Source organism: Cellulomonas sp. KU4C (genome assembly GCF_056868065.1).
Genome location: NZ_CP200322.1, coordinates 1,163,941 through 1,183,432, shown reverse-complemented (window position 1 = coordinate 1,183,432; position 19,492 = coordinate 1,163,941). Strand labels below are relative to the sequence as shown.

15 protein-coding genes and 2 pseudogenes are annotated in these 19,492 nt (G+C 76.3%); 16 read left to right on the top strand and 1 reads right to left on the bottom strand.

The window, feature by feature from the left end:
* Positions 1 to 102: 102 nt before the first annotated feature.
* A complete protein-coding gene (locus AC1VL8_RS05625) occupies positions 103 to 1,371 on the bottom strand; it encodes a glutamyl-tRNA reductase (RefSeq protein WP_483074474.1) in 1,269 nt (422 codons plus the stop codon).
* 64 nt (positions 1,372 to 1,435) lie between these two features.
* Here AC1VL8_RS05625 and hemE point away from each other — a divergent pair, with 64 nt between their 5' ends.
* The 16 genes and pseudogenes from hemE to AC1VL8_RS05545 all read left to right on the top strand — a co-directional run bounded on the left by hemE (position 1,436) and on the right by AC1VL8_RS05545 (position 19,384).
* The gene (gene hemE, locus AC1VL8_RS05620; RefSeq protein ID WP_483074473.1) at positions 1,436 to 2,581 is read left to right on the top strand and encodes a uroporphyrinogen decarboxylase; all 1,146 of its coding nucleotides are present in this window, start codon (positions 1,436 to 1,438) and stop codon (positions 2,579 to 2,581) included.
* Positions 2,582 to 2,734: 153 nt separating this feature from the next.
* Complete coding sequence (locus AC1VL8_RS05615; protein ID WP_483074472.1) at positions 2,735 to 4,192, top strand: protoporphyrinogen/coproporphyrinogen oxidase; 1,458 nt, start codon at positions 2,735 to 2,737, stop codon at positions 4,190 to 4,192.
* Positions 4,193 to 4,246: 54 nt separating this feature from the next.
* A complete protein-coding gene (hemC, locus tag AC1VL8_RS05610) occupies positions 4,247 to 5,254 on the top strand; it encodes a hydroxymethylbilane synthase (RefSeq protein WP_483074471.1) in 1,008 nt (335 codons plus the stop codon).
* A pseudogene (locus AC1VL8_RS05605) lies at positions 5,251 to 5,565 on the top strand (uroporphyrinogen-III synthase); the annotation flags it as partial. The gene hemC and the pseudogene AC1VL8_RS05605, both read left to right, overlap by 4 nt.
* An 82-nt stretch (positions 5,566 to 5,647) precedes the next feature.
* Positions 5,648 to 6,106: a uroporphyrinogen-III synthase gene (locus AC1VL8_RS05600; protein WP_483076192.1), complete on the top strand. Its 459-nt coding sequence runs from the start codon at positions 5,648 to 5,650 to the stop codon at positions 6,104 to 6,106.
* Positions 6,107 to 6,225: 119 nt separating this feature from the next.
* Positions 6,226 to 7,182, top strand: a complete 957-nt coding sequence (gene hemB / locus AC1VL8_RS05595; protein ID WP_389234067.1) for a porphobilinogen synthase — start codon at positions 6,226 to 6,228, stop codon at positions 7,180 to 7,182.
* Positions 7,179 to 8,507 (top strand): glutamate-1-semialdehyde 2,1-aminomutase, encoded by a 1,329-nt coding sequence (hemL, locus tag AC1VL8_RS05590; protein WP_483074470.1) that lies wholly within the window; start codon positions 7,179 to 7,181, stop codon positions 8,505 to 8,507. The genes hemB and hemL overlap by 4 nt, the downstream gene beginning before the upstream one ends.
* A gap of 279 nt (positions 8,508 to 8,786) precedes the next feature.
* Positions 8,787 to 10,451, top strand: coding sequence for an ABC transporter substrate-binding protein (locus AC1VL8_RS05585; RefSeq protein WP_483074469.1), 1,665 nt, complete (start codon positions 8,787 to 8,789; stop codon positions 10,449 to 10,451).
* Positions 10,452 to 10,539: 88 nt separating this feature from the next.
* A complete protein-coding gene (locus AC1VL8_RS05580; protein WP_483074468.1) occupies positions 10,540 to 11,655 on the top strand; it encodes an ABC transporter permease in 1,116 nt (371 codons plus the stop codon).
* Between the two features lies 1 nt (position 11,656).
* On the top strand, positions 11,657 to 12,703 hold the full coding sequence (locus AC1VL8_RS05575; RefSeq protein ID WP_483074467.1) for an ABC transporter permease: 1,047 nt from the start codon (positions 11,657 to 11,659) through the stop codon (positions 12,701 to 12,703).
* On the top strand, positions 12,700 to 14,403 hold the full coding sequence (locus AC1VL8_RS05570; protein WP_483074466.1) for a dipeptide ABC transporter ATP-binding protein: 1,704 nt from the start codon (positions 12,700 to 12,702) through the stop codon (positions 14,401 to 14,403). The genes AC1VL8_RS05575 and AC1VL8_RS05570 overlap by 4 nt, the downstream gene beginning before the upstream one ends.
* A 155-nt stretch (positions 14,404 to 14,558) precedes the next feature.
* Positions 14,559 to 15,077: a hypothetical protein gene (locus tag AC1VL8_RS05565; RefSeq protein ID WP_483074465.1), complete on the top strand. Its 519-nt coding sequence runs from the start codon at positions 14,559 to 14,561 to the stop codon at positions 15,075 to 15,077.
* Positions 15,078 to 15,373: 296 nt separating this feature from the next.
* Positions 15,374 to 15,655 (top strand): metal-sensitive transcriptional regulator, encoded by a 282-nt coding sequence (locus AC1VL8_RS05560; protein WP_389233827.1) that lies wholly within the window; start codon positions 15,374 to 15,376, stop codon positions 15,653 to 15,655.
* A 30-nt stretch (positions 15,656 to 15,685) separates the two neighbouring features.
* A pseudogene (locus tag AC1VL8_RS05555) lies at positions 15,686 to 15,917 on the top strand (heavy-metal-associated domain-containing protein).
* Positions 15,914 to 18,490: a heavy metal translocating P-type ATPase gene (locus tag AC1VL8_RS05550; RefSeq protein ID WP_483074464.1), complete on the top strand. Its 2,577-nt coding sequence runs from the start codon at positions 15,914 to 15,916 to the stop codon at positions 18,488 to 18,490. The pseudogene AC1VL8_RS05555 and the gene AC1VL8_RS05550 overlap by 4 nt, the downstream one beginning before the upstream one ends.
* A gap of 51 nt (positions 18,491 to 18,541) precedes the next feature.
* Complete coding sequence (locus AC1VL8_RS05545) at positions 18,542 to 19,384, top strand: copper homeostasis protein CutC (RefSeq protein WP_483074463.1); 843 nt, start codon at positions 18,542 to 18,544, stop codon at positions 19,382 to 19,384.
* The last annotated feature ends 108 nt before the right edge of the window (positions 19,385 to 19,492 follow it).

The window sequence follows — 19,492 nt, the reverse complement described above, 5'->3', positions numbered from 1 at the left end:
CCGCTGCGGGCTGCCGGGCTGCCGGCGCGCGCCTGCCGGCGCCGAGACAGGGCGTCCGCGTCGAGTCAGGACCGCCGGACGCCCTGAGTCGGCGCGACGGTCCTATCTCGGCGAGCCGGCGGGGGCGGGCTCGACGGCGGGCGCGGGCGCGGCAGCGGGTGGGACCGCCAGGGCGGCCAGGTCCGCGAGCGCCGACGCGTACGCCGCGGCGTCGCCGTCGGCAGCGGCCGCGCGGGCCCGGACCGTCGGGCCGTGCAGCGCCGACCGGACCTCGCGCCGCAGCCGCCGGGCGGCACGCTCGTCGAGCCGGTCGACGGCCGTCGCCAGCTGCTCGAGCACGCGACGCCGCTCGGCGACCACCGGGGGGTTCCACTGCCGGGTGCGCCGGGTGCGCTCGAACGCGGCGGCGGTCGCGGCGACCAGCGTGCGGGCCTCCGCCACGGTCGCGGAGTGCCCGTCGGGCGCCTGGTCCGCGACGGTGGTGAGGCTGACCAGCCGGACGCCGGGCAGCTCGCCGACGGCGGGGTCGACGTCGTGCTGCAGCGCCAGGTCGAGCACGGCGAGCGGGCGGGCGCCGATGGACGCCTCGGCGGACCGGGCGCGGATCAGGGCGTCGACGTCGAGCACCGCGCCCGCGGCACCGCTGCACGCGACCACGAGGTCCACGCCGGTGAGCGCGGCGGCGAGGTCGTCGGTCGCGGCGGTGACCCCGCGCTGGGCGGCGAACTGCCCGGCCCGGCCGCTGGCGGAGTAGACGACGACGTCCGCGCAGCCGCGGGCCTTGAGCGCCGCGAGGCTGGCGCCGGCGTAGGAGCCGGTGCCGATCAGCAGGCAGCGCACGTCGGACCAGACCGGCAGGCCGTCCTCGACGAGGTCCAGCGCGACGCCCACGACGGAGCGGCCGGCGGCGCCGAGGCCGGTGCCGTGCTCGACGGCGCGCGACGCGCGGGACGCGGCCTGGAACAGGCCCTCGAGGTCGGAGGTCGTGGTGCCGTCCCGGCGGGCGGCGGTCAGCGCGCGGCGCACCTGGCCGGCGATCTCGCGCTCGCCGACGACCATCGACTCGAGCCCGGACGCGACCGCGAACAGGTGCTCGACGACGCGCTGGCCGGTGGCGGGCACGAGCGAGGCGGCGACGCGCTGGGCGGGGTAGCCGGAGCGGGCGGCGACGGTGGCGGCCACGGCGTCCCGGGCGGACTCGGCGTCGGCGGCGTCGTCGACGTCCAGGTACAGCTCGAAGCGGTTGCAGGTCGCCAGGACGACCGCCCCCGCGACCGAGTCGCAGCCCGTCACGATCTCCCGTCCGACAGCGTGCGTGTCGGCGGAGAGCCGCTCCAGCACGGACAGGTCGAGGTCGTGATGGCTCGCCACCAACGACAGCATCACCACGTCCAGAATTTAATCACTCCAGGGAAGAGGGGGCACAATCGCCCTGATGTCTGCTTCGTCACGCACCCACGCGCCCACCGCCCCGTCGACCGCACCGCTGCCGTCGCTCCCGGACGGCACCGGCCTGCCCGCCGACCACCCGCTGGTCGACGGCCGGACCGCCGGCTCGCCCCTGGTGGACGCGTACCGCGGCCGCACGCCGTCCCGCCGCCCGGTGTGGTTCATGCGCCAGGCCGGCCGGTCCCTGCCGGAGTACCGGCGCGCCCGCGAGGGCACCGCGATGCTGGACGCCTGCCTCACGCCGGAGCTGGCCTCGGAGATCACGCTGCAGCCGGTGCGCCGGCACGGCACGGACGCGGGCATCTTCTTCTCGGACATCGTGATCCCCCTGCGGCTGGCCGGCGTGGACGTCGAGATCCAGCCCGGTGTCGGCCCGGTCCTCGGGCGCGCGGTGCGCACGGCGGACGACGTGGCCCGGCTGGTCGCCGAGAGCCCCGCGGATTCGCTGACCCCCGAGGTGCTGGCGCCGGTGACCGAGGCCGTGCGCCTGACGGTCGCCGCGCTGGGCAGCACCCCGCTGATCGGGTTCGCCGGCGCGCCGTTCACCCTCGCCGCGTACCTGGTGGAGGGCCGCCCGTCCCGCGACCACCTGGCCGCGCGCACGCTGATGCACGCCGACCCGGGGACGTGGGAGGCGCTGACCCGGTGGGCGGCCGACCTCACCGGCGCGTTCCTGCGGGCCCAGGTGCTCGCCGGGACCAGCGCCGCGCAGCTGTTCGACTCCTGGGCGGGCTCGCTGTCGCTGGCCGACTACACGCAGCGCGTCGCACCGGCCTCCACCCGGGCCCTGTCCCACGTCGCCGACCTCGGCGTCCCGCGGGTGCACTTCGGCACCGGCACCGGCGAGCTGCTGGCCGCGATGCGCGACGTGGGCGCGGACGTCGTCGGGGTGGACCACCGGATCGGCCTGGACGAGGCGGTCCGGCGCCTGGACGGCCGCGTGCCGGTGCAGGGCAACATCGACCCCGCCCTGCTCGCGGCGCCCTGGCCGGTGCTGGAGGCGCACGTGCGGGACGTGGTGGCGCGCGGCGCGGTCGCGCCCGGGCACGTGGTGAACCTCGGGCACGGCGTGCCGCCGGAGACCGACCCGACGGTGCTGACCCGCGTGGTGGAGCTGGTCCACACGATCTGACGACGGCAGGACCCGGGGGGTCCCGGGCGCGCGGCGTCGCGGACGGGCACCCTGGTCGACGACGGCGGACGCCGCCGGCACGAGCGACGAGCGGCAGGAGCAGCCACGAGCGAGCACGAGATCACCACGGCCCCGGCACCCCTCGACGCCCTCGTGGTCGGCGGCGGGGTCGCCGGCCTGGTCGCGGCGCGCGAGCTCGCGCTGCGGGGCCTGCGTCCGCTGGTCGTGGAGGCGTGGCGCGCACCGGGCGGCGTCGTCGCGGGGCACGAGGTCGACGACCTGCGCCTGGACGCGGGCGCGGAGTCGTTCGCGACCCGCGGCGGGGCGGTCGCCGCGCTCGCCGAGGAGCTCGGCCTGGGCGACCGGGTGGTGGTCCCGGAGCCGCACGGCGCGTGGGTGCGACTGCCGCACGGCTCGGGCCCGCTGCCGCGCACCGGCCTGCTGGGGATCCCCGCCGACCCGTGGGCCCCGGACGTCCGGCGCACGATCGGCACGGCCGGCGCGCTGCGGGCGTCGCTGGACCGGGTGCTGCCGGGGTCGGTCGGCACGCGTCCGGGCGGCTCGCTGGGCGCGCTGGTGCGGGCCCGCGCGGGCCGGCGGGTGCTGGACCGCCTGGTCCGGCCGGTGGTCGCGGGGGTGCACGCGGCGGAGCCCGACGACGTGTCGGTCGACGCGGTGTCCCCCGGGCTCGCCGCCGCGGTCCGGCGCGAGGGGTCGCTCGGCGGCGCGGTCCGCGCGCAGCGCGCCCTGGCGCCCGCGGGGTCGGCGGTCGCGGGGTTCCGCGGCGGGCTGCACGTGCTGGTCGACGCGCTGGTGACGGACCTGACCGCGCACGGCGGCGCGGTGCGCACGGGCACGGCGGTCCGGGCCGTCGGGCGCCGCGACGGCGTGTTCCACGTGACGGTCGAGCGTGACGGCGCGCGCGAGGTCCTGCGCGCCCGCCGCCTGGTCGTCGCCACCCCGCGCGCCACCGACCTGCTCGCGGAGGTCGCGCCCGCGGTCGCGGGGCTGCCGACCGACCCCGGCGCGGACATCGTCCTGGCGACGCTGGTGCTCGACGCGCCCGCGCTCGACGACGCCCCCCGCGGCACCGGCGTGCTGGTGGCCCGCGGGGTCGAGGGCGTCCGCGCCAAGGCGCTCACGCACGCCACCGCGAAGTGGGCGTGGCTCGCCGCGGCCGCGGGCCCGGGCCGGCACGTGGTCCGGCTGTCCTACGGCCGCGCGGGCGACGGGCCTGCGGGTGACGGGCGCCCGGGCCACGGGCGCCCGGCGGCGGACGGTGCCGGCGGCGAGGCGCTGCCCGGCGACCTGGCCGGCCTCACCGCGCTGGCGCTGCGCGACGCGTCCGCCGTGCTCGGCGTGCCGCTGCGGCCCGACCAGGTGCGGGCGTCGGCGCGGGTGCGCTGGCGTCAGGGACTGCCCGTCCCGAGCCCCGCGCACCGGCGGACCGTGCAGGCCGTCCGCGCGGCCGTCGCGGACGTGCCCGGGCTCGCGGTGGTCGGGGCGTGGGTGGCCGGCAACGGGCTCGCGTCCGTGGTGCCGGACGCGCGCACGACCGCGGCCGCGCTGGTCACCGCGCCGTCGTCCCCGTCGACGCCCGCGGGGGCCTGAGGCGTGGCGGCCCGCGTTTCGACAACGCCGAGCGAGGTGACCGAGACTGGGGCCATGCCCCTCCCCGTCCGTGTCGGCACCCGCGCGAGCGCCCTCGCCCTGACGCAGACGGGGCACGTGGCCGACGCGCTCACGGCGCTCGGCGGCGGTGAGCACGAGCTGGTGCGGGTCCGGACGGACGGCGACCGGCTGACCGGCTCGCTCGCGACGCTGGGCGGCACCGGGGTGTTCGTCACCGCGCTGCGGGACGCGCTGCTCGAGGGCCGCTGCGACGTCGCGGTGCACTCGTTCAAGGACCTGCCGACCGCGGTGGCCCCCGGCCTGGTGGTCGCGGCGGTCCCCGTCCGGCAGGACCCGCGCGACGCCCTGTGCGCCCGCGAGGGCTGGACGCTCGCGACGCTGCCCGCGGGGGCCTCGGTCGGCACCGGGTCGCCGCGCCGGGCCGCCCAGCTGCGTGCCGCCCGCCCCGACCTGCGGGTGGTCGACATCCGCGGGAACGTCGACACCCGGCTGCGCCGGATCGAGGACGACCTCGACGCCGTCGTGCTGGCCCGGGCGGGCCTGGCCCGGCTCGACCGGCTCGACGCCGTGACCGAGGCGCTGCCGCCCGAGGTGATGCTCGCGGCCCCCGCGCAGGGGGCGCTGGCCGTGGAGGTCCGGGTCGAGGACGCCGCCGACGGCTCCCCGCTGGCGCTCGCGCTCGCCGCGCTCGACCACCGGCCGACCCACCTGGCCGTGCTCGCCGAGCGCGCGCTGCTCACCCGGCTCGAGGCCGGCTGCGCGGCGCCGATCGGGGCGCAGGCGCGGCTCGGCGACGACGACGTGCTCACGCTCGACGCGGTCGTGCTCCGCCCCGACGGCTCGGCGACGCTGCGCCGCTCGGAGTCGGTGTCGCTCGCGGGCTCCCGACCGGCCGGCGACCCCGAGGGCGACCCGGCGCGCACCGCCCTCGCGGCGGCGGCCCTGGGCACGCGGCTCGCCGAGACGCTGCTGGACGCGGGCGCCGCGGACCTCGCCGGGCTGAGCGCGACCGGGGCGGGCTCGACCGGGGCAGACGCGTGACCGGCTCCACCCCGGCCTCAGGCCCGCTCGCCGGCCTGACCGTGCTGGTCCCGCGCGAGACGCCCGGCCCGGACCCGCTGGTGATCGCGCTGCACGCCGCCGGCGCGCGCCCCGAGGTGGTCCCGCTGATCCAGACCGTGCCGCCGCACGACCCGACCGAGCTGGACGACACCCTGCTCGCGCTCGAGGTCGGCTACTACGGCTGGGTCGCCGTGACCAGCGCGGCCGCCGTGCCGGTGCTGGTCGACCGCGCCGAGGAGACCGGCCACACCCTGCCGGAGCTGCTCGCGGACGTCCGCGTCGCGGCGGTCGGCGGCACGACGGCACGCGCCCTGCGCGACGCCGGGGTGCGGGTCGACCTCGTGCCCCGGGGCCGCAAGCTCCGCGGTCGCGCTGCTCGCCGCGTGGCCGCCCGCGGGCGAGGAGCCCGAGCGCGTCCTGCTGCCGCTCGGCGACCTCGCCGCCCCGACGCTGGCCGACGGTCTGCGCGCGCACGGCTGGCCGGTGGACGTGGTCGTCACGTACAGCACCGTGCGCGGCCCCGCGCCCGAGCCCGAGGTCCGCGCGGCCTGGGCCGCGGGCGGCATCGGCGCCGTGCTGCTGACCTCGGGCAGCACCGCCCGGAACCTGCTGACCATGCTGGGCGCCCCGCCCGCCGGCACGCTCGTGTGCTGCATCGGCGAGTCGACGGCCACCGAGGCGCGGCGCGCCGGCCTGCCCGTGCACGCGGTCGCCGAGGACCAGACGCCCGGCGGTCTCGTCGCGGCGCTGGTCGAGGCACGGCTCGCGGCCCCCGACGCGGCGGCGCCCGGCACCACCGCACCACCCCACCCCGACGGAGAGCACGCATGACCTCGCACCCGGCCGGATCCCCGACCTCCCCCGCCCTGACCTCCCCCACCCTGTCCGCCGCCGCGCTCGCGGCCGAGGCGGTCGCCGCGGCGCGCCCCGGCCGGGTGCGCCCGCGCCGGATGCGCGGGAACGCCGCGCTGCGCCGCTCCGTGAGCGAGGTGCGGCTGCACCCCGCCGACCTGGTGCTGCCGGTGTTCGTCAAGGAGGGCCTGACCGAGCCGCAGCCGATCGCGTCGATGCCGGGCGTCGTCCAGCACAGCCGCGACTCGCTGCGGCGGGCCGTCGCCGAGGCCGCGGCGGCCGGCGTCAGCGGGGTCAACCTGTTCGGCGTCCCGCTGGTGCGGGACGCGGTGGGCTCCGGCGCGACCGACCCGGACGGCATCCTCAACCTGGCGCTCGCGGACGTCCGCGCGGAGGTCGGGGACGCCCTCGTCATCCAGGCCGACCTGTGCCTGGACGAGTTCACCGACCACGGCCACTGCGGCGTGCTCCGGGTGGACGGCACCGTCGACAACGACGCCACGCTGGTCCGGTACGCGGAGATGGCCCTGGCCCAGGCCGAGGCCGGCGCCCACATGGTCGCGCCCAGCGGGATGATGGACGGCCAGGTCGGCGTGATCCGGGACGTGCTCGACGCGGCCGGCCGGCACGACGTCGCCGTGCTGGCGTACGCGGCCAAGTTCGCGAGCGTGCTCTACGGCCCGTTCCGCGACGCCGTGGAGTCGACGCTGGACGGCGACCGCCGGACCTACCAGATGGACCCGGCGAACCGCCGCGAGGCCCTGCTCGAGGTCGACCTCGACATCGCCGAGGGCGCGGACGTCGTCATGGTGAAGCCCGCCGGGGCGTTCCTGGACGTGCTCGCCGACGTCGCCGCCGCGAGCACGGTGCCCGTCGCGGCGTACCAGGTGTCCGGGGAGTACGCGATGGTCGAGGCCGCCGCCGCCCAGGGGTGGCTCGACCGGCGCCGCGCGATCACGGAGTCGGTCCTGGGCATCCGCCGGGCGGGCGCCGACCAGGTGCTGACCTACTGGGCCGTGGAGCTGGCCTGCTGGCTGCGGGAGGAGTGGCGATGAGCGAGTCCGGGACGACCACGTCCGAGGAGCTGTTCGAGCGGGCGCTGGGCGTCGTGCCCGGTGGCGTGAACTCGCCGGTGCGCGCGTTCGGGTCGGTCGGCGGCGCCCCGCGGTTCCTGGCGTCGGCGCGCGGCGCGTACGTGACGGACGTCGAGGGCCGCGAGTACGTCGACCTGGTCGGGTCGTGGGGCCCGGCGCTGCTGGGTCACGCGCACCCCGAGGTGCTGGCCGCCGTGCACGAGGCCGCGGCGCGCGGGCTCGGGTTCGGCGCGCCGACGCTGACCGAGGTCGAGCTCGCGGAGGCCGTGCGGACGCGCGTGCCCGCCGTCGAGCGGCTGCGCCTGGTGTCCACCGGGACCGAGGCGACCATGACCGCGATCCGGCTGGCCCGCGGCGTCACGGGACGCGACCGCGTGGTGAAGTTCGCCGGGCACTACCACGGGCACTCCGACGGCCTGCTCGCGGCCGCGGGCTCGGGCGTCGCCACGCTGGCGCTGCCGGGCTCGGCGGGCGTGCCCGCGTCGATCGCCGCCGAGACGATCGTGCTGCCGTACCACGACCTCGCCGCCGTCGAGGCGGCGTTCGCCGAGCACGGCGCCACCATCGCCGCGGTGATCTACGAGGCCGCGGCCGCGAACATGGGCGTCGTGCCGCCGGAGCCGGGGTTCAACGCCGCGCTCGCCCGGATCGCGCACGCCCACGGCGCCCTGCTGATCCAGGACGAGGTGCTGACCGGGTTCCGCGTCGGCCCCGCGGGCTGGTGGGGGCTGGAGGCGCAGCGCGAGGGCTGGTCGCCGGACCTGCTGACGTTCGGCAAGGTCATCGGCGGCGGGCTGCCGGTGGCGGCGCTCGGCGGTCGCGCCGACGTGATGGACGCGCTCGCACCGCTGGGGCCCGTCTACCAGGCGGGCACGCTGTCCGGGAACCCGGTCGCCACCGCCGCGGGGCTGGCGACGCTGCGGCTCGCGGACGACGCGGTGTACGCCCGGGTCGACGCGGCGTCGGCGACCGTCCAGGCCGCGGTGTCGGAGGCGTTCACCGCGGTGGGCCTGGCGCACACCGTGCAGCGCGCGAGCAACCTGTTCAGCACGGTGCTCGGCACGGACGCGGGCGCGCGGGACTACGCGCAGGTGCTCGCGTCGGAGTCGTGGCGCTACCCGGCGTTCTTCCACAGCCTGCTGCGCGACGGGGTCTACGCGCCGCCGTCGGCGTTCGAGGCGTGGTTCCTGTCCGCCGCGCACGACGACGACGCCCTCGACCGGGTGGTCCGGGCGCTGCCCGCGGCGGCCCGGGCGGCGGCCGCTGCGACCGCACCGGCTGCCTGAACCCGCGGGTCCCGCGCCCCTGACCGCGCCCGGCTGCTCCGGCGGCCGGGCGCGTCGTCGTACCCGCCTGACCTGCATCGTGACCTCCCGGTAACGCGGGCGTTACACGCGGGTGCCGAACTCGGACGCAGACTGTGCTAATCCTATGAGCCACATCACGGCGGTCTCACCCGCCGGACTTCTCATCTCGCGGCGAGAGACGATGTCGCTGCGCGGGCGTCCGGCAACCGACACCGCCACGGGCACCCCGAGCCCGCACTTCAGGGAAGAGGTACACGCATGACTGCGGTTCCCCACGGCCGCCGACGCGGCTTCGCGACCGGCGCCGGCCTCGTCGCCACCGCCCTGGTCCTCGCCGCGTGCGGCGGGTCGGGCGACGACGACGGCGCCTCCGACGGCGGCGACAGCGGCGGCGGCGCCCTGCTGATCGGCACCACGGACAAGATCACGACCATCGACCCGGCCGGCTCGTACGACAACGGCTCGTTCGCGGTGATGAACCAGGTCTACCCGTTCCTCATGAACACCACGTACGGCAACCCGGACGTCGAGCCGGACATCGCCGAGTCGGCCGAGTTCACCTCGCCGACCGAGTACACCGTCACCCTCAAGGACGGCCTGACCTTCGCGAACGGCAACGCGCTCACGTCCTCCGACGTGAAGTTCACGTTCGACCGGCAGCTCGCGATCTTCGAGTCCGGCGCCGACGACGGCAACGGCCCCGGCTCGCTGCTCTACAACCTCGACAGCGTCGCCGCGCCGGACGACACCACCGTCGTGTTCACCCTGAAGTCCCCCGACGACCAGGTGTTCCCGCAGATCCTGTCGAGCCCCGCGGGCCCCATCGTGGACGAGGACGTGTTCGCCGCCGACGCGCTGACCCCGGATGACGAGATCGTCGCCGGCAACGCGTTCGCCGGCCCGTACGTCCTGACGGACTACGCGCAGAACGACCTGCTGACCTACCAGGCCAACCCGGACTACCAGGGCCTGCTCGGCGCGCCGAAGACCGAGGAGATCAACGTCCAATACTACACGGACGCCTCCAACCTGAAGCTCGACGTGCAGCAGGGCAACGTGGACGTCGCGTTCCGCAGCCTGTCCTCCACGGACATCGAGGACCTGCGCGGCGACGACGACGTCAAGGTCGTCGACGGCCCCGGCGGCGAGATCCGCTACATCACGTTCAACTTCAACACCCAGCCGTACGGCGCGACGACGCCGGAGGCCGACCCCGCCAAGGCGCTCGCCGTCCGCGGCGCGGTGGCCGACCTGATCGACCGCGAGGAGATCGCGGACCAGGTCTACAAGGGCACCTACACGCCGCTGTACTCCTACGTCCCCGAGGGCCTGACCGGTGCCACCGACTCGCTCAAGGGCCTGTACGGCGACGGCGAGGGCGGCGCGGACGCCGACGCGGCGGCCGAGCGCCTGGAGGCGGCGGGCGTCGAGACCCCCGTCCAGCTGTCGCTGCAGTACAGCAACGACCACTACGGCCCGTCCTCCGGCGAGGAGTACGCGCTCATCAAGGACCAGCTCGAGTCCACCGGCCTGTTCACGGTCGACCTGCAGACCACCGAGTGGGTCCAGTACGCCAAGGACCGCACCTCCGACGTCTACCCGTCGTACCAGCTCGGCTGGTTCCCGGACTACTCGGACGCGGACAACTACCTGACGCCGTTCTTCCTGACGGACAACTTCCTGGGCAACCACTACGACAACCAGGAGGTGAACGACCTGATCCTGCAGCAGGCCGTCACCGTCGACCCGGCCGAGCGGACCGCGCTCATCGAGCAGATCCAGGACGCGGTCGCCGCGGACCTGTCCACCGTCCCGTACCTCCAGGGTGCGCAGGTGGCCGTGGTCGGCGCCGACGTCACCGGCGCCGAGGACACCCTCGACGCCTCGTTCAAGTTCCGCTACGGCGCACTCGCCATCGGCTGATCCACCACTCCCGACGCCCGGCGCGGGTCGCTCAGCACCACCGAGCGGCCCGCGTCGGGGCGTCACCGGGCGACGAAGAGCGAGCGACATGACCTCCACCCCCACCGCAGGACCGCTGCAGCCCACCACCAGCGCAGGACCCGACGCCCCCACCCCCGCCGCGCCGAAGAAGAAGCGCACCGGTGGCGGGCTCGGCGGCTACCTGCTCGTGCGGTTCCTGCTGATCATCCCGACCGTGTTCATCCTGGTCACCGTCGTGTTCGTGCTGATGCGCGCGACCGGCGACCCCATCACCGCCGCCCAGGGCGGCCGCCTCCCGGCCGACCAGCTGGCCGAGCGGATCCACGCCGCCGGCTACGACCGGCCGGTGCTCGTGCAGTACGGGGAGTACCTCGGCCAGCTCCTGCGCGGCGACTTCGGCACCACGCTGAGCGACAGCCGCCCCGTCACCGAGGTGCTCACGACGTTCGGCGCCGCCACCCTCGAGCTCGCGTTCTACGCGCTGCTCGTCGCGTTCGTCGTCGGCATCCCCCTGGGCCTCGCCGCCGCGTACTTCCGCGACCGCGTGCCGGACGCCGTGCTCCGCGTGTTCGCGATCGCCTGCTACGCCACGCCCGTGTTCTTCGCCGGCCTGCTGCTCAAGCTCGTGTTCGCCGTCCAGCTCGACTGGCTGCCGGTCGCCGGGCGCGCGTCGACGCGCTCCGAGATCGAGATGCGGCAGCTGGACGACCCGACGGGCATCTTCCTGATCGACGCGTTCCGCACCGGCAACCCCGACGTGATCGCGGACGTGCTCCAGCACGCCGTGCTGCCCGCGCTGGCGCTCGGCCTGCTGACCGCGGGCGTGTTCCTGCGGCTGGTCCGCACCAACGTGATCGGCACGCTCGGCTCCGGCTACGTCGACGCGGCACGGTCCCGCGGCGTCCGCGAGTCCCGGCTGCTGCGCAAGCACGCCTACCGGCCCGCGCTCATCCCGATCGTCACCGTGATCGGCATGCAGGTCGCGATGCTCCTGGTCGGCGCGGTGCTCACCGAGACGACGTTCGAGTGGCGCGGCCTCGGGTTCCAGCTGTCCCAGTACCTGCAGGCCCGCGACTTCGTCGCCGTGCAGGGCATCGTCGTGATGCTCGCGGTCATCGTGGCGGTCACCAACTTCCTGGTGGACGTCATCGCCGCGCTGATCGACCCGAGGGTGAGGTACTGAGATGACCACGACCACCACCCCCGCGGCCCCGCGCCGCGGCTGGCGGCGGCTGCCCGTCGTCCACCAGCTCCGGCAGAGCGTCGGCCTGCAGCGCGGCATGCTCGTCACCGGCCTCGTGCTCACCGCGTTCCTCGTGATCGGCGCGGCGCTCGCCCCGCTGCTCGCGCCCTACGGCTACGGCCAGCTCCGCGACGCCGACGGCCGGTTCGGCGCCCAGCAGCCCCCGTCCGCCGAGCACTGGTTCGGCACCACCGTCGGCGGCTACGACGTGCTGTCCCGCGTGATCTGGGGCTCGCGGACCGCGCTGCTCGTCATCGTCATCGCGATCGTCGCGTCGCTGTTCATCGGCGTGCTGCTCGGCCTGGTCTCCGGCTACTTCGGCGGCTGGCTGGACCGGGTGCTCGTCGTCATCGCCGACGCGGTGTACGCGTTCCCGTCGCTGCTGCTCGCGATCGTCCTGGCCATCGTCATCAGCGGCGGGCAGTCCGACATGTGGGGCGGTGTGCTCGCGGCGGCGCTGTCGATCACCGTCGTGTTCACACCCCAGTACCTGCGGGTGGTGCGCGCGGAGACCATCCGGATCAAGTCCGAGGCGTTCGTCGAGTCCGCGCGCGTGATCGGCGCCAGCAACGGCCGGATCATGATCAAGCACGTGCTGCGCAACGCGACCCGCACCCTGCCGCTCATCATCACGCTCAACGCGTCGGAGGCCGTGCTCACGCTCGCCGGCCTCGGGTTCCTCGGGTTCGGCATCGAGCCGAGCCAGGCCGCCGAGTGGGGCTACGACCTCAACCGCGCGATCTCGGACGTGACCAGCGGCATCTGGTGGACCTCCGTGTTCCCCGGCGTCGCGATCGTGCTGACCGTGCTGGGCATGACCCTGGTCGGTGAGTCGCTGAACGACCTCGCGGACCCGCGGCTGCGCACCCGGCGGGCGTCCGCGGACGTCGCCGGCGACGTGTCCGCCACCTCGGTGGTCCCCGGCGGCGCGCTCACCGCGCCCGGCGGGCTGGAGGGCCTCGAGCCCGGGACGGAGGGCGGCCGATGAGCGCCGACCAGCAGACCGGCACCGCGCCGGTCGTCGAGATCACCGACCTGTCCGTGTCGTTCGCGACCGACGCGGGCAACGTCCGCGCCGTCGACGGGGTGACCCTGTCCGTCGGCGCCGGCGAGGTGCTCGCGGTCGTCGGCGAGTCCGGCTCGGGCAAGTCCGTCACCGCGAAGACGATCCTCGGGCTGCTGCCGTCGACCGCCACCACCCGCGGCGCCGTCCTGCTGTCCTCCAAGGACGGCACGTCCCGCAGCGAGGTGCTCGGCCTGGACAAGCCGGGGCTGCGCCGGGTGCGCGGCCGGGACGCGGCGATGGTGTTCCAGGAGCCGTCGACCTCGCTCAACCCCGTCTACACCGTCGGCTGGCAGATCATCGAGGGCCTGCGCGCCCACGGGCGGCTCAGCAAGGCCGAGGCCCGGACCAAGGCCGTCGACATCCTGCGCCGCGTCGGCATCCCCGACCCGGAGCACCGGATCGACCACTACCCGCACCAGTTCTCCGGCGGGCAGAAGCAGCGCATCGTCATCGCCCAGGCGCTGGTCCTCGACCCCGGCGTCATCATCGCCGACGAGCCGACCACCGCCCTCGACGTGACCGTGCAGGCCGAGATCCTCGACCTGCTGCGCCGCTGCCGGGACGAGTTCGGTGCCGCGATCGTCCTCATCACGCACAACATGGGCGTCGTCGCGGACCTCGCCGACCGGGTCGCGGTGATGTACGCCGGGGAGATCGTCGAGGAGGCCCCCGTCCGGGAGCTGTTCGCCGACCCGCAGCACCCGTACACGCGGTCGCTGCTCGACGCCGTGCCGCGGATCGGGACCGGCGGCGCGCACGCCCGGGCCCGGGCCGCCGCCCGCGCGCCCGGCTGGGCCGAGCAGACCCCCGTCGTCGAGGCGCGGGACCTGGAGATCACCTACCCCGGCCGGCTCCGGCAGCCCGGGTTCAAGGCCGTCGACCGGGTCTCCCTGGCGATCCGCCCCGGCGAGGTGGTCGGCCTGGTCGGCGAGTCCGGCTCCGGCAAGACCACCATCGGGCGCGCCATCGCGGGGCTGACCACCGTCACCGGCGGGTCGCTGCAGGTGCTGGGCGTCGAGATGAACGGCGTCCGCGAGCGCCGCATCCGGCCGATCCGCAGCCGGGTCGGGTTCGTGTTCCAGGACCCGGCGACGTCCTTCAACCCGCTGCTCACCATCGCCGAGTGCGTGGCCGAGCCGCTGGTCGTGCACGGGCGGGCCGGCGACGCCCGGGCCGCCCGGCCGAAGGTCGACGAGCTCCTCGAGTCGGTGCAGCTGCCGCGGGCGTTCGGCGACCGGTACCCGCACGAGCTGTCCGGCGGGCAGCGCCAGCGGGCGTCGCTCGCGCGGGCGCTGGCGCTGGACCCGGAGCTGCTGATCGCCGACGAGCCGACGTCCGCGCTCGACGTGTCGGTCCAGGCCCGGGTGCTCGAGCTGTTCGCCGAGCTGCAGGAGTCCCTCGGGTTCGCCTGCCTGTTCATCAGCCACGACCTGGCCGTGGTCGACCTGCTCGCCGACCGGATCGCGGTGCTGCACCGCGGGCGGCTCGTCGAGGAGGGCACCGGCGAGGAGGTGCTCGGCGCCCCGCGCGAGGAGTACACCCGCCGGCTGCTGGCGAGCCTGCCGGTGCCGGACCCGGTCGAGCAGGCGACCCGCCGCGAGGCCTGGCGCGCGCTGGTCTGAGGCACCCGCACCCGCGAGGGCGTGCACCCGATCCGTCGGGGGCGCGCCCTCGCGGCGTCTGCGGCCCCCGGCGGCGGAACCGGGCCTGGGGACGACGACCGCTCCCGGCGTGTCGGGTGCGACGGTGGTGGCTCGGCACCCGGGGAGGCGGTGGCATGGAGACCAGACGGAGGCGACGGCGGACGAGTGCGACGTGGGCCTCGGGCGTCGTCGGCACCCTCACCACTCTGCTCGTCGCACTCGTCGCGTCGGGGGTGCGGGACGAGTCGACCCGCCAGGTGATCCTCGCCGTGCTCACGTGGACCGACTCGTTCGTCCGCAGCCCCGGGCTTGGCGGGTGTGCCGCGGCCGGAGCCGCGATGGTGGCGCTCGCCCAGTGGCGACGCCAGACCCGGGACGAGTCGCGGCGACGCCAGGAGCGACGGCGAGCGGACCTCGTCGCGCGCCGGGACCAGCAGTGGTGGGACGCCTACCGGCTGGCCCGCGCCGACCGCTGGGCGCACCCCGAGCCGCTGCGCGACGGCGAGAAACTGCTCTTGCAGGTGCTCGCGGCGCAAGCCGAGACTGTGATCCAGACCGCCGCGGCCCGCTCACTGCTGGATCCGCTGGCCCCTGACTCCGCCACTTCCGACGACGACGAGGAGCATCGCCATGACCGTCGAGCCCCGGCCTGAGACCCGGACTGAGACCCGGACTGAGACCCGGACCGACTCCGCAGGCCGGCCGTGGGAGCCGTGGATGTACGAGCAGCACGAGTGGGTCGAGATGCTGCGGGCCCAGCTCGACGCCCGGTTCCAGGAGCTGCAGGACGAGCTCGTCCGCAGCGGCCGGAGGACGAGCGAGCGCATCTGACCCTCCGACCGGGTCGGCGCTCCCGGCAGGACGTCCGGCCCGCTCCGGAATACCCCCAGGGGGTATAGCGTTCCTCTCGAGGACGGGCACCCGAGCGCCCGGACGGGAGGAGCGCGACGTGCACGGCTACACCAGCGACAAGGACGACTACCTCAAGCGCCTCAAGCGCATCGAGGGCCAGGTCCGGGGCATCGCCCGCATGGTCGACGAGGACGTCTACTGCATCGACGTGCTCACCCAGATCTCCGCCGTCACCAAGGCGCTGCAGGCCGTGAGCATCGGCCTGGTCGAGGACCACCTCGGCCACTGCGTCGTCGACGCCGCGCGCGAGTCCGAGGAGGCCGGGGCCGCCAAGGTCCGCGAGGCCGCCGACGCCATCGCCCGCCTCGTCCGCTCCTGAGCGCACCCACCCCCTGAGAGGAACACCCCCATGAGCACCACCACCTTCGCCGTCGACGGCATGACCTGCGGCAACTGCGTCCGGCACGTCACCGAGGAGGCTCACCGCCCTGCCCGGTGTGACCGACGTGCAGGTCGACCTGGTCGCGGGCGGGTCCTCCCCCGTGACGGTCACCTCCGACGCCCCGCTGTCCCCCGAGGCCATCGCCGGCGCGGTCGACGAGGCCGGGTACGCCGTCACCCCGCGCGGGTCGCTGCTGTGACAGCCGACGACCGGCCGCGCCCCGCGGTCCCCACGCTGCCCGTCGCCACCGTCGACCTGGCGGTCGAGGGGATGACCTGCGCGTCCTGCGTCGCGCGGGTGGAGAAGCGGCTGAACCGCGTCCCCGGCGCCCAGGCGACCGTGAACCTCGCGCTGGAGAGCGCGCACGTCGAGGTCCGCCCTGCCGAGGACGGCACGACCGCCGACACGGACGCGCTCGTCGAGGCGGTGCGCAAGGCCGGGTACGACGCCCGGGTGACGGCGGCCCGCGGGCTCGACGCCCCGGCCGGGTCGGCACGCGCGCCCGCCGCCGCGCACGCGCACCACGACGCGGCCGGCCACGACGGCGCTGCCCACGTCGGCGCCGGCCACGACGGCGCCGGCCACGACGCGCCCGGCACGGACCCCCGCGAGCACGCGCTGTCCGGCCACAGCATGGCGCCCGGCCACGACATGGACCCGGACGAGGACACCTCCGCCCCCACCGACGCGCGCGGGACCGACCTGCGCCGCCGGCTGCGGGTCGCCACCGTGCTGACCCTGCCCGTGCTCGTGCTGTCGATGGTGCCCGCGACGCAGTTCCGCGGCTGGCAGTGGCTGGTCGCGGCGCTCGCGCTGCCGGTCGCCACCTGGGCGGCCTGGCCGTTCCACCGCGCCGCGGCCCGCGCGGCCCGGCACGGCGCGTCGACGATGGACACCCTGGTGTCGATCGGCATCGTCGCGGCGACCGGCTGGTCCCTGTGGGCGCTGCTGCTCGGCGGCGCCGGGCAGCTCGGCATGCGGATGGAGCCCACGCTCTGGCCCGCCGCCGACATGGGCGGCCACATGCCCGAGCTGTACTTCGAGGTCGCGGCCGTCGTGACGACGTTCCTGCTCGCGGGCCGGTACGCCGAGCACCGGTCGCGCCGGCGGGCGGGCGACGCCCTGCGCGCCCTGCTGGACCTCGGGGCGAAGGACGTCGCGCTGCTGGTCACCGGCCCCGACGGCCGTCGCACCGAGCAGCGCGTCCCGGTCGAGCGGCTCCGGGTCGGCGACGAGTTCGCCGTGCGCCCGGGCGAGAAGGTCGCGACCGACGGCGTCGTGGTGTCCGGCACCAGCGCCGTCGACGCGAGCCTGCTGACCGGCGAGCCGGTGCCCGTCGACGTCGGCCCCGGCGACGAGGTCACCGGCGCGACGATCAACGCGGGCGGCCACCTGGTCGTGCGCGCCACCCGCGTCGGCGACGAGACGCGGCTGGCGCAGATCGGCCGGCTCGTCGCGGCCGCCCAGACCGGCAAGGCACCGGTCCAGCGGCTCGCGGACCGCATCTCCACGGTGTTCGTCCCCGTGGTGCTGGTGCTCGCGCTCGGCACGCTCGCCGGCTGGCTGCTGACCGGCGGGTCCGCGCAGGCCGCGTTCACGGCGGCGGTCGCGGTGCTCATCATCGCGTGCCCCTGCGCGCTCGGCCTGGCCACGCCCACCGCGCTGCTGGTCGGGACCGGCCGCGGCGCCCAGCTCGGCGTGCTCATCAAGGGCCCGGAGACGCTGGAGCAGACCCGCACCGTCGACACCGTCGTCCTGGACAAGACCGGCACCGTCACCGAGGGCCGCATGGCGCTCGTCGACGTCCTGGTCCCGGCGGGGTCCGCCCCCGCGCAGGCCGACGAGGTGCTCCGGTACGCCGGGGCGGTCGAGCAGCTCGCCGAGCACCCGATCGCCCGGGCCGTCGCCGAGGCGGCCGCTGCGGCAGCCACGACCGACGCACCCGACGGTGCCGGTGGGGACGGGGTCGGTGGCGACGGGGTCGCGATCGGCTCGGACCAGGTGCACGACTTCCTCGCCACGCCCGGCCGCGGCGTCAGCGGGGTCGTCCGGACCGCCCACTCCGGCGTCGGCCTGTCCCGCCGGGTCCTCGTCGGGCGGCCCGGGTGGGTCGCCGAGCAGGGCGCGGAGGCCGACCCCGGCCTCGCGGACCGGTTCGCCGCCGCGGAGGCGGACGGCGCCACCGCCGTCCTGGTGGCCTGGGACGGCGCGGCGCGCGGCGTCCTCGTCCTGCGGGACCCGGTCAAGGAGACCTCCCGCGCGGCGGTGGCCGACCTGCGGGCGCTCGGCCTGCGCCCGGTGCTGCTGACCGGCGACAACGCCGGTGCCGCCCACGCCGTCGCCCGCGAGGTCGGCATCGACGCGGACGACGTCATCGCCGAGGTGCTGCCCGCCGACAAGGTCGACGTGGTCCAGCGCCTGCAGGCCGAGGGCCACCGGGTCGCGATGGTCGGCGACGGCGTCAACGACGCCGCGGCCCTCGCGTCCGCCGACCTCGGGCTCGCGATGGGCACCGGCACGGACGTCGCCATCGAGGCGGCCGACGTGACGCTGGTCCGCGGCGACCTGCGCTCCGCCGCGCAGGCGGTCCGGCTGTCCAGGTCCACGCTCCGGGTCATCCAGCAGAACCTGTTCTGGGCGTTCGCCTACAACGTCGCGGCGATCCCGCTCGCGGCGCTCGGGCTGCTGAACCCGATGATCGCCGGCGCGGCGATGGCGTTCAGCTCGGTGCTCGTCGTCGGGAACTCCCTGCGGCTGCGCCGGTTCTCCTGACCGCGCACGACGGCGCCCCCGCCCCACCCGGCGGGGGCGCCGGGCCGAGGGGTGAGGGGTCCCGCCCGCGGCCGTCCGCAGCGGCTACGGTTCGGTACCAGAGCCGTCCTGCTGCCGAAGGAGCCCCTGCCGTGTCGCGTCCCGTCCTCGAGATCGCCGTGCAGGACCTCGCGGGCTTCCGCGTGGCCGCCGACGCCGGCGCCGTCCGGGTCGAGCCTCTGCGCCGCGCTCGCCGCGACGGGCGGCCTCACGCCGAGCGCCGGGCTCCTCGCCGCGCTGGTCGCCGAGCGGGACGCGCGCGCCGCCACCGGCGCCACGCCGCCGGGCGTCCACGTCCTCGTGCGACCCCGGCCCGGGTCGTTCGTGTACGACGCCGACGAGCTCGACGTGCAGGTCCGGGACGTGCGCGCGGCCGTCGACGCCGGGGCCGACGGGGTCGTCGTCGGCGTCCTGACGGCCGACGGGCACGTCGACACCGCGGCGCTCACCGCCCTGGTCGAGGCCGCCGCGGGCCGGGACGTGACGTTCCACCGCGCGGTCGACGCGGTCGAGGACCCGTTCGCCGTGCTCGACGCGCTGGCGACCGCGGGAGTCACGCGCGTGCTGAGCTCGGGCGGCGCGGACCGCAGCATCGACGGCGTCCGCCGGCTGGCCGCGATGGTCGAGCACACCGCCGGCGCGGTGCAGGTGATGGCGGGCGGCGGGGTCCGGCCGGTCGACATCGGCGCCCTCGTCGCCGCCGGCGTCGACGCCGTGCACCTGTCCGCCGGCCGACCCGTGACGGACGACGGCGGCCCCGGGGGCGGCGGCACCGCCGGGTACACGGTGACCGACCCGGCCGTGGTCGCCGACGCCGTCGCCGCGCTGGCCCGCGTCCAGCCCAGCGACGCGTAGCCGCCGCGCGCCCACACCGCCCGCAGGCCCCGCGACCCGCCCCACCTCCACCCGGTCGACGCTCCGCCCGCCCCTCCGCGCCTCCGCCCGGTCGACGAGTGGTCACGA

Coding starts and splice junctions, on each gene's coding strand:
- hemE (WP_483074473.1), top strand. CDS start 1,436: ATGTCTGCTTCGTCACGCACCCACGCGCCCACCGCCCCGTCGACCGCA.
- hemC (WP_483074471.1), top strand. CDS start 4,247: ATGCCCCTCCCCGTCCGTGTCGGCACCCGCGCGAGCGCCCTCGCCCTG.
- hemB (WP_389234067.1), top strand. CDS start 6,226: ATGCGCGGGAACGCCGCGCTGCGCCGCTCCGTGAGCGAGGTGCGGCTG.
- hemL (WP_483074470.1), top strand. CDS start 7,179: ATGAGCGAGTCCGGGACGACCACGTCCGAGGAGCTGTTCGAGCGGGCG.
- AC1VL8_RS05585 (WP_483074469.1), top strand. CDS start 8,787: ATGACTGCGGTTCCCCACGGCCGCCGACGCGGCTTCGCGACCGGCGCC.
- AC1VL8_RS05580 (WP_483074468.1), top strand. CDS start 10,540: ATGACCTCCACCCCCACCGCAGGACCGCTGCAGCCCACCACCAGCGCA.
- AC1VL8_RS05575 (WP_483074467.1), top strand. CDS start 11,657: ATGACCACGACCACCACCCCCGCGGCCCCGCGCCGCGGCTGGCGGCGG.
- AC1VL8_RS05570 (WP_483074466.1), top strand. CDS start 12,700: ATGAGCGCCGACCAGCAGACCGGCACCGCGCCGGTCGTCGAGATCACC.
- AC1VL8_RS05565 (WP_483074465.1), top strand. CDS start 14,559: ATGGAGACCAGACGGAGGCGACGGCGGACGAGTGCGACGTGGGCCTCG.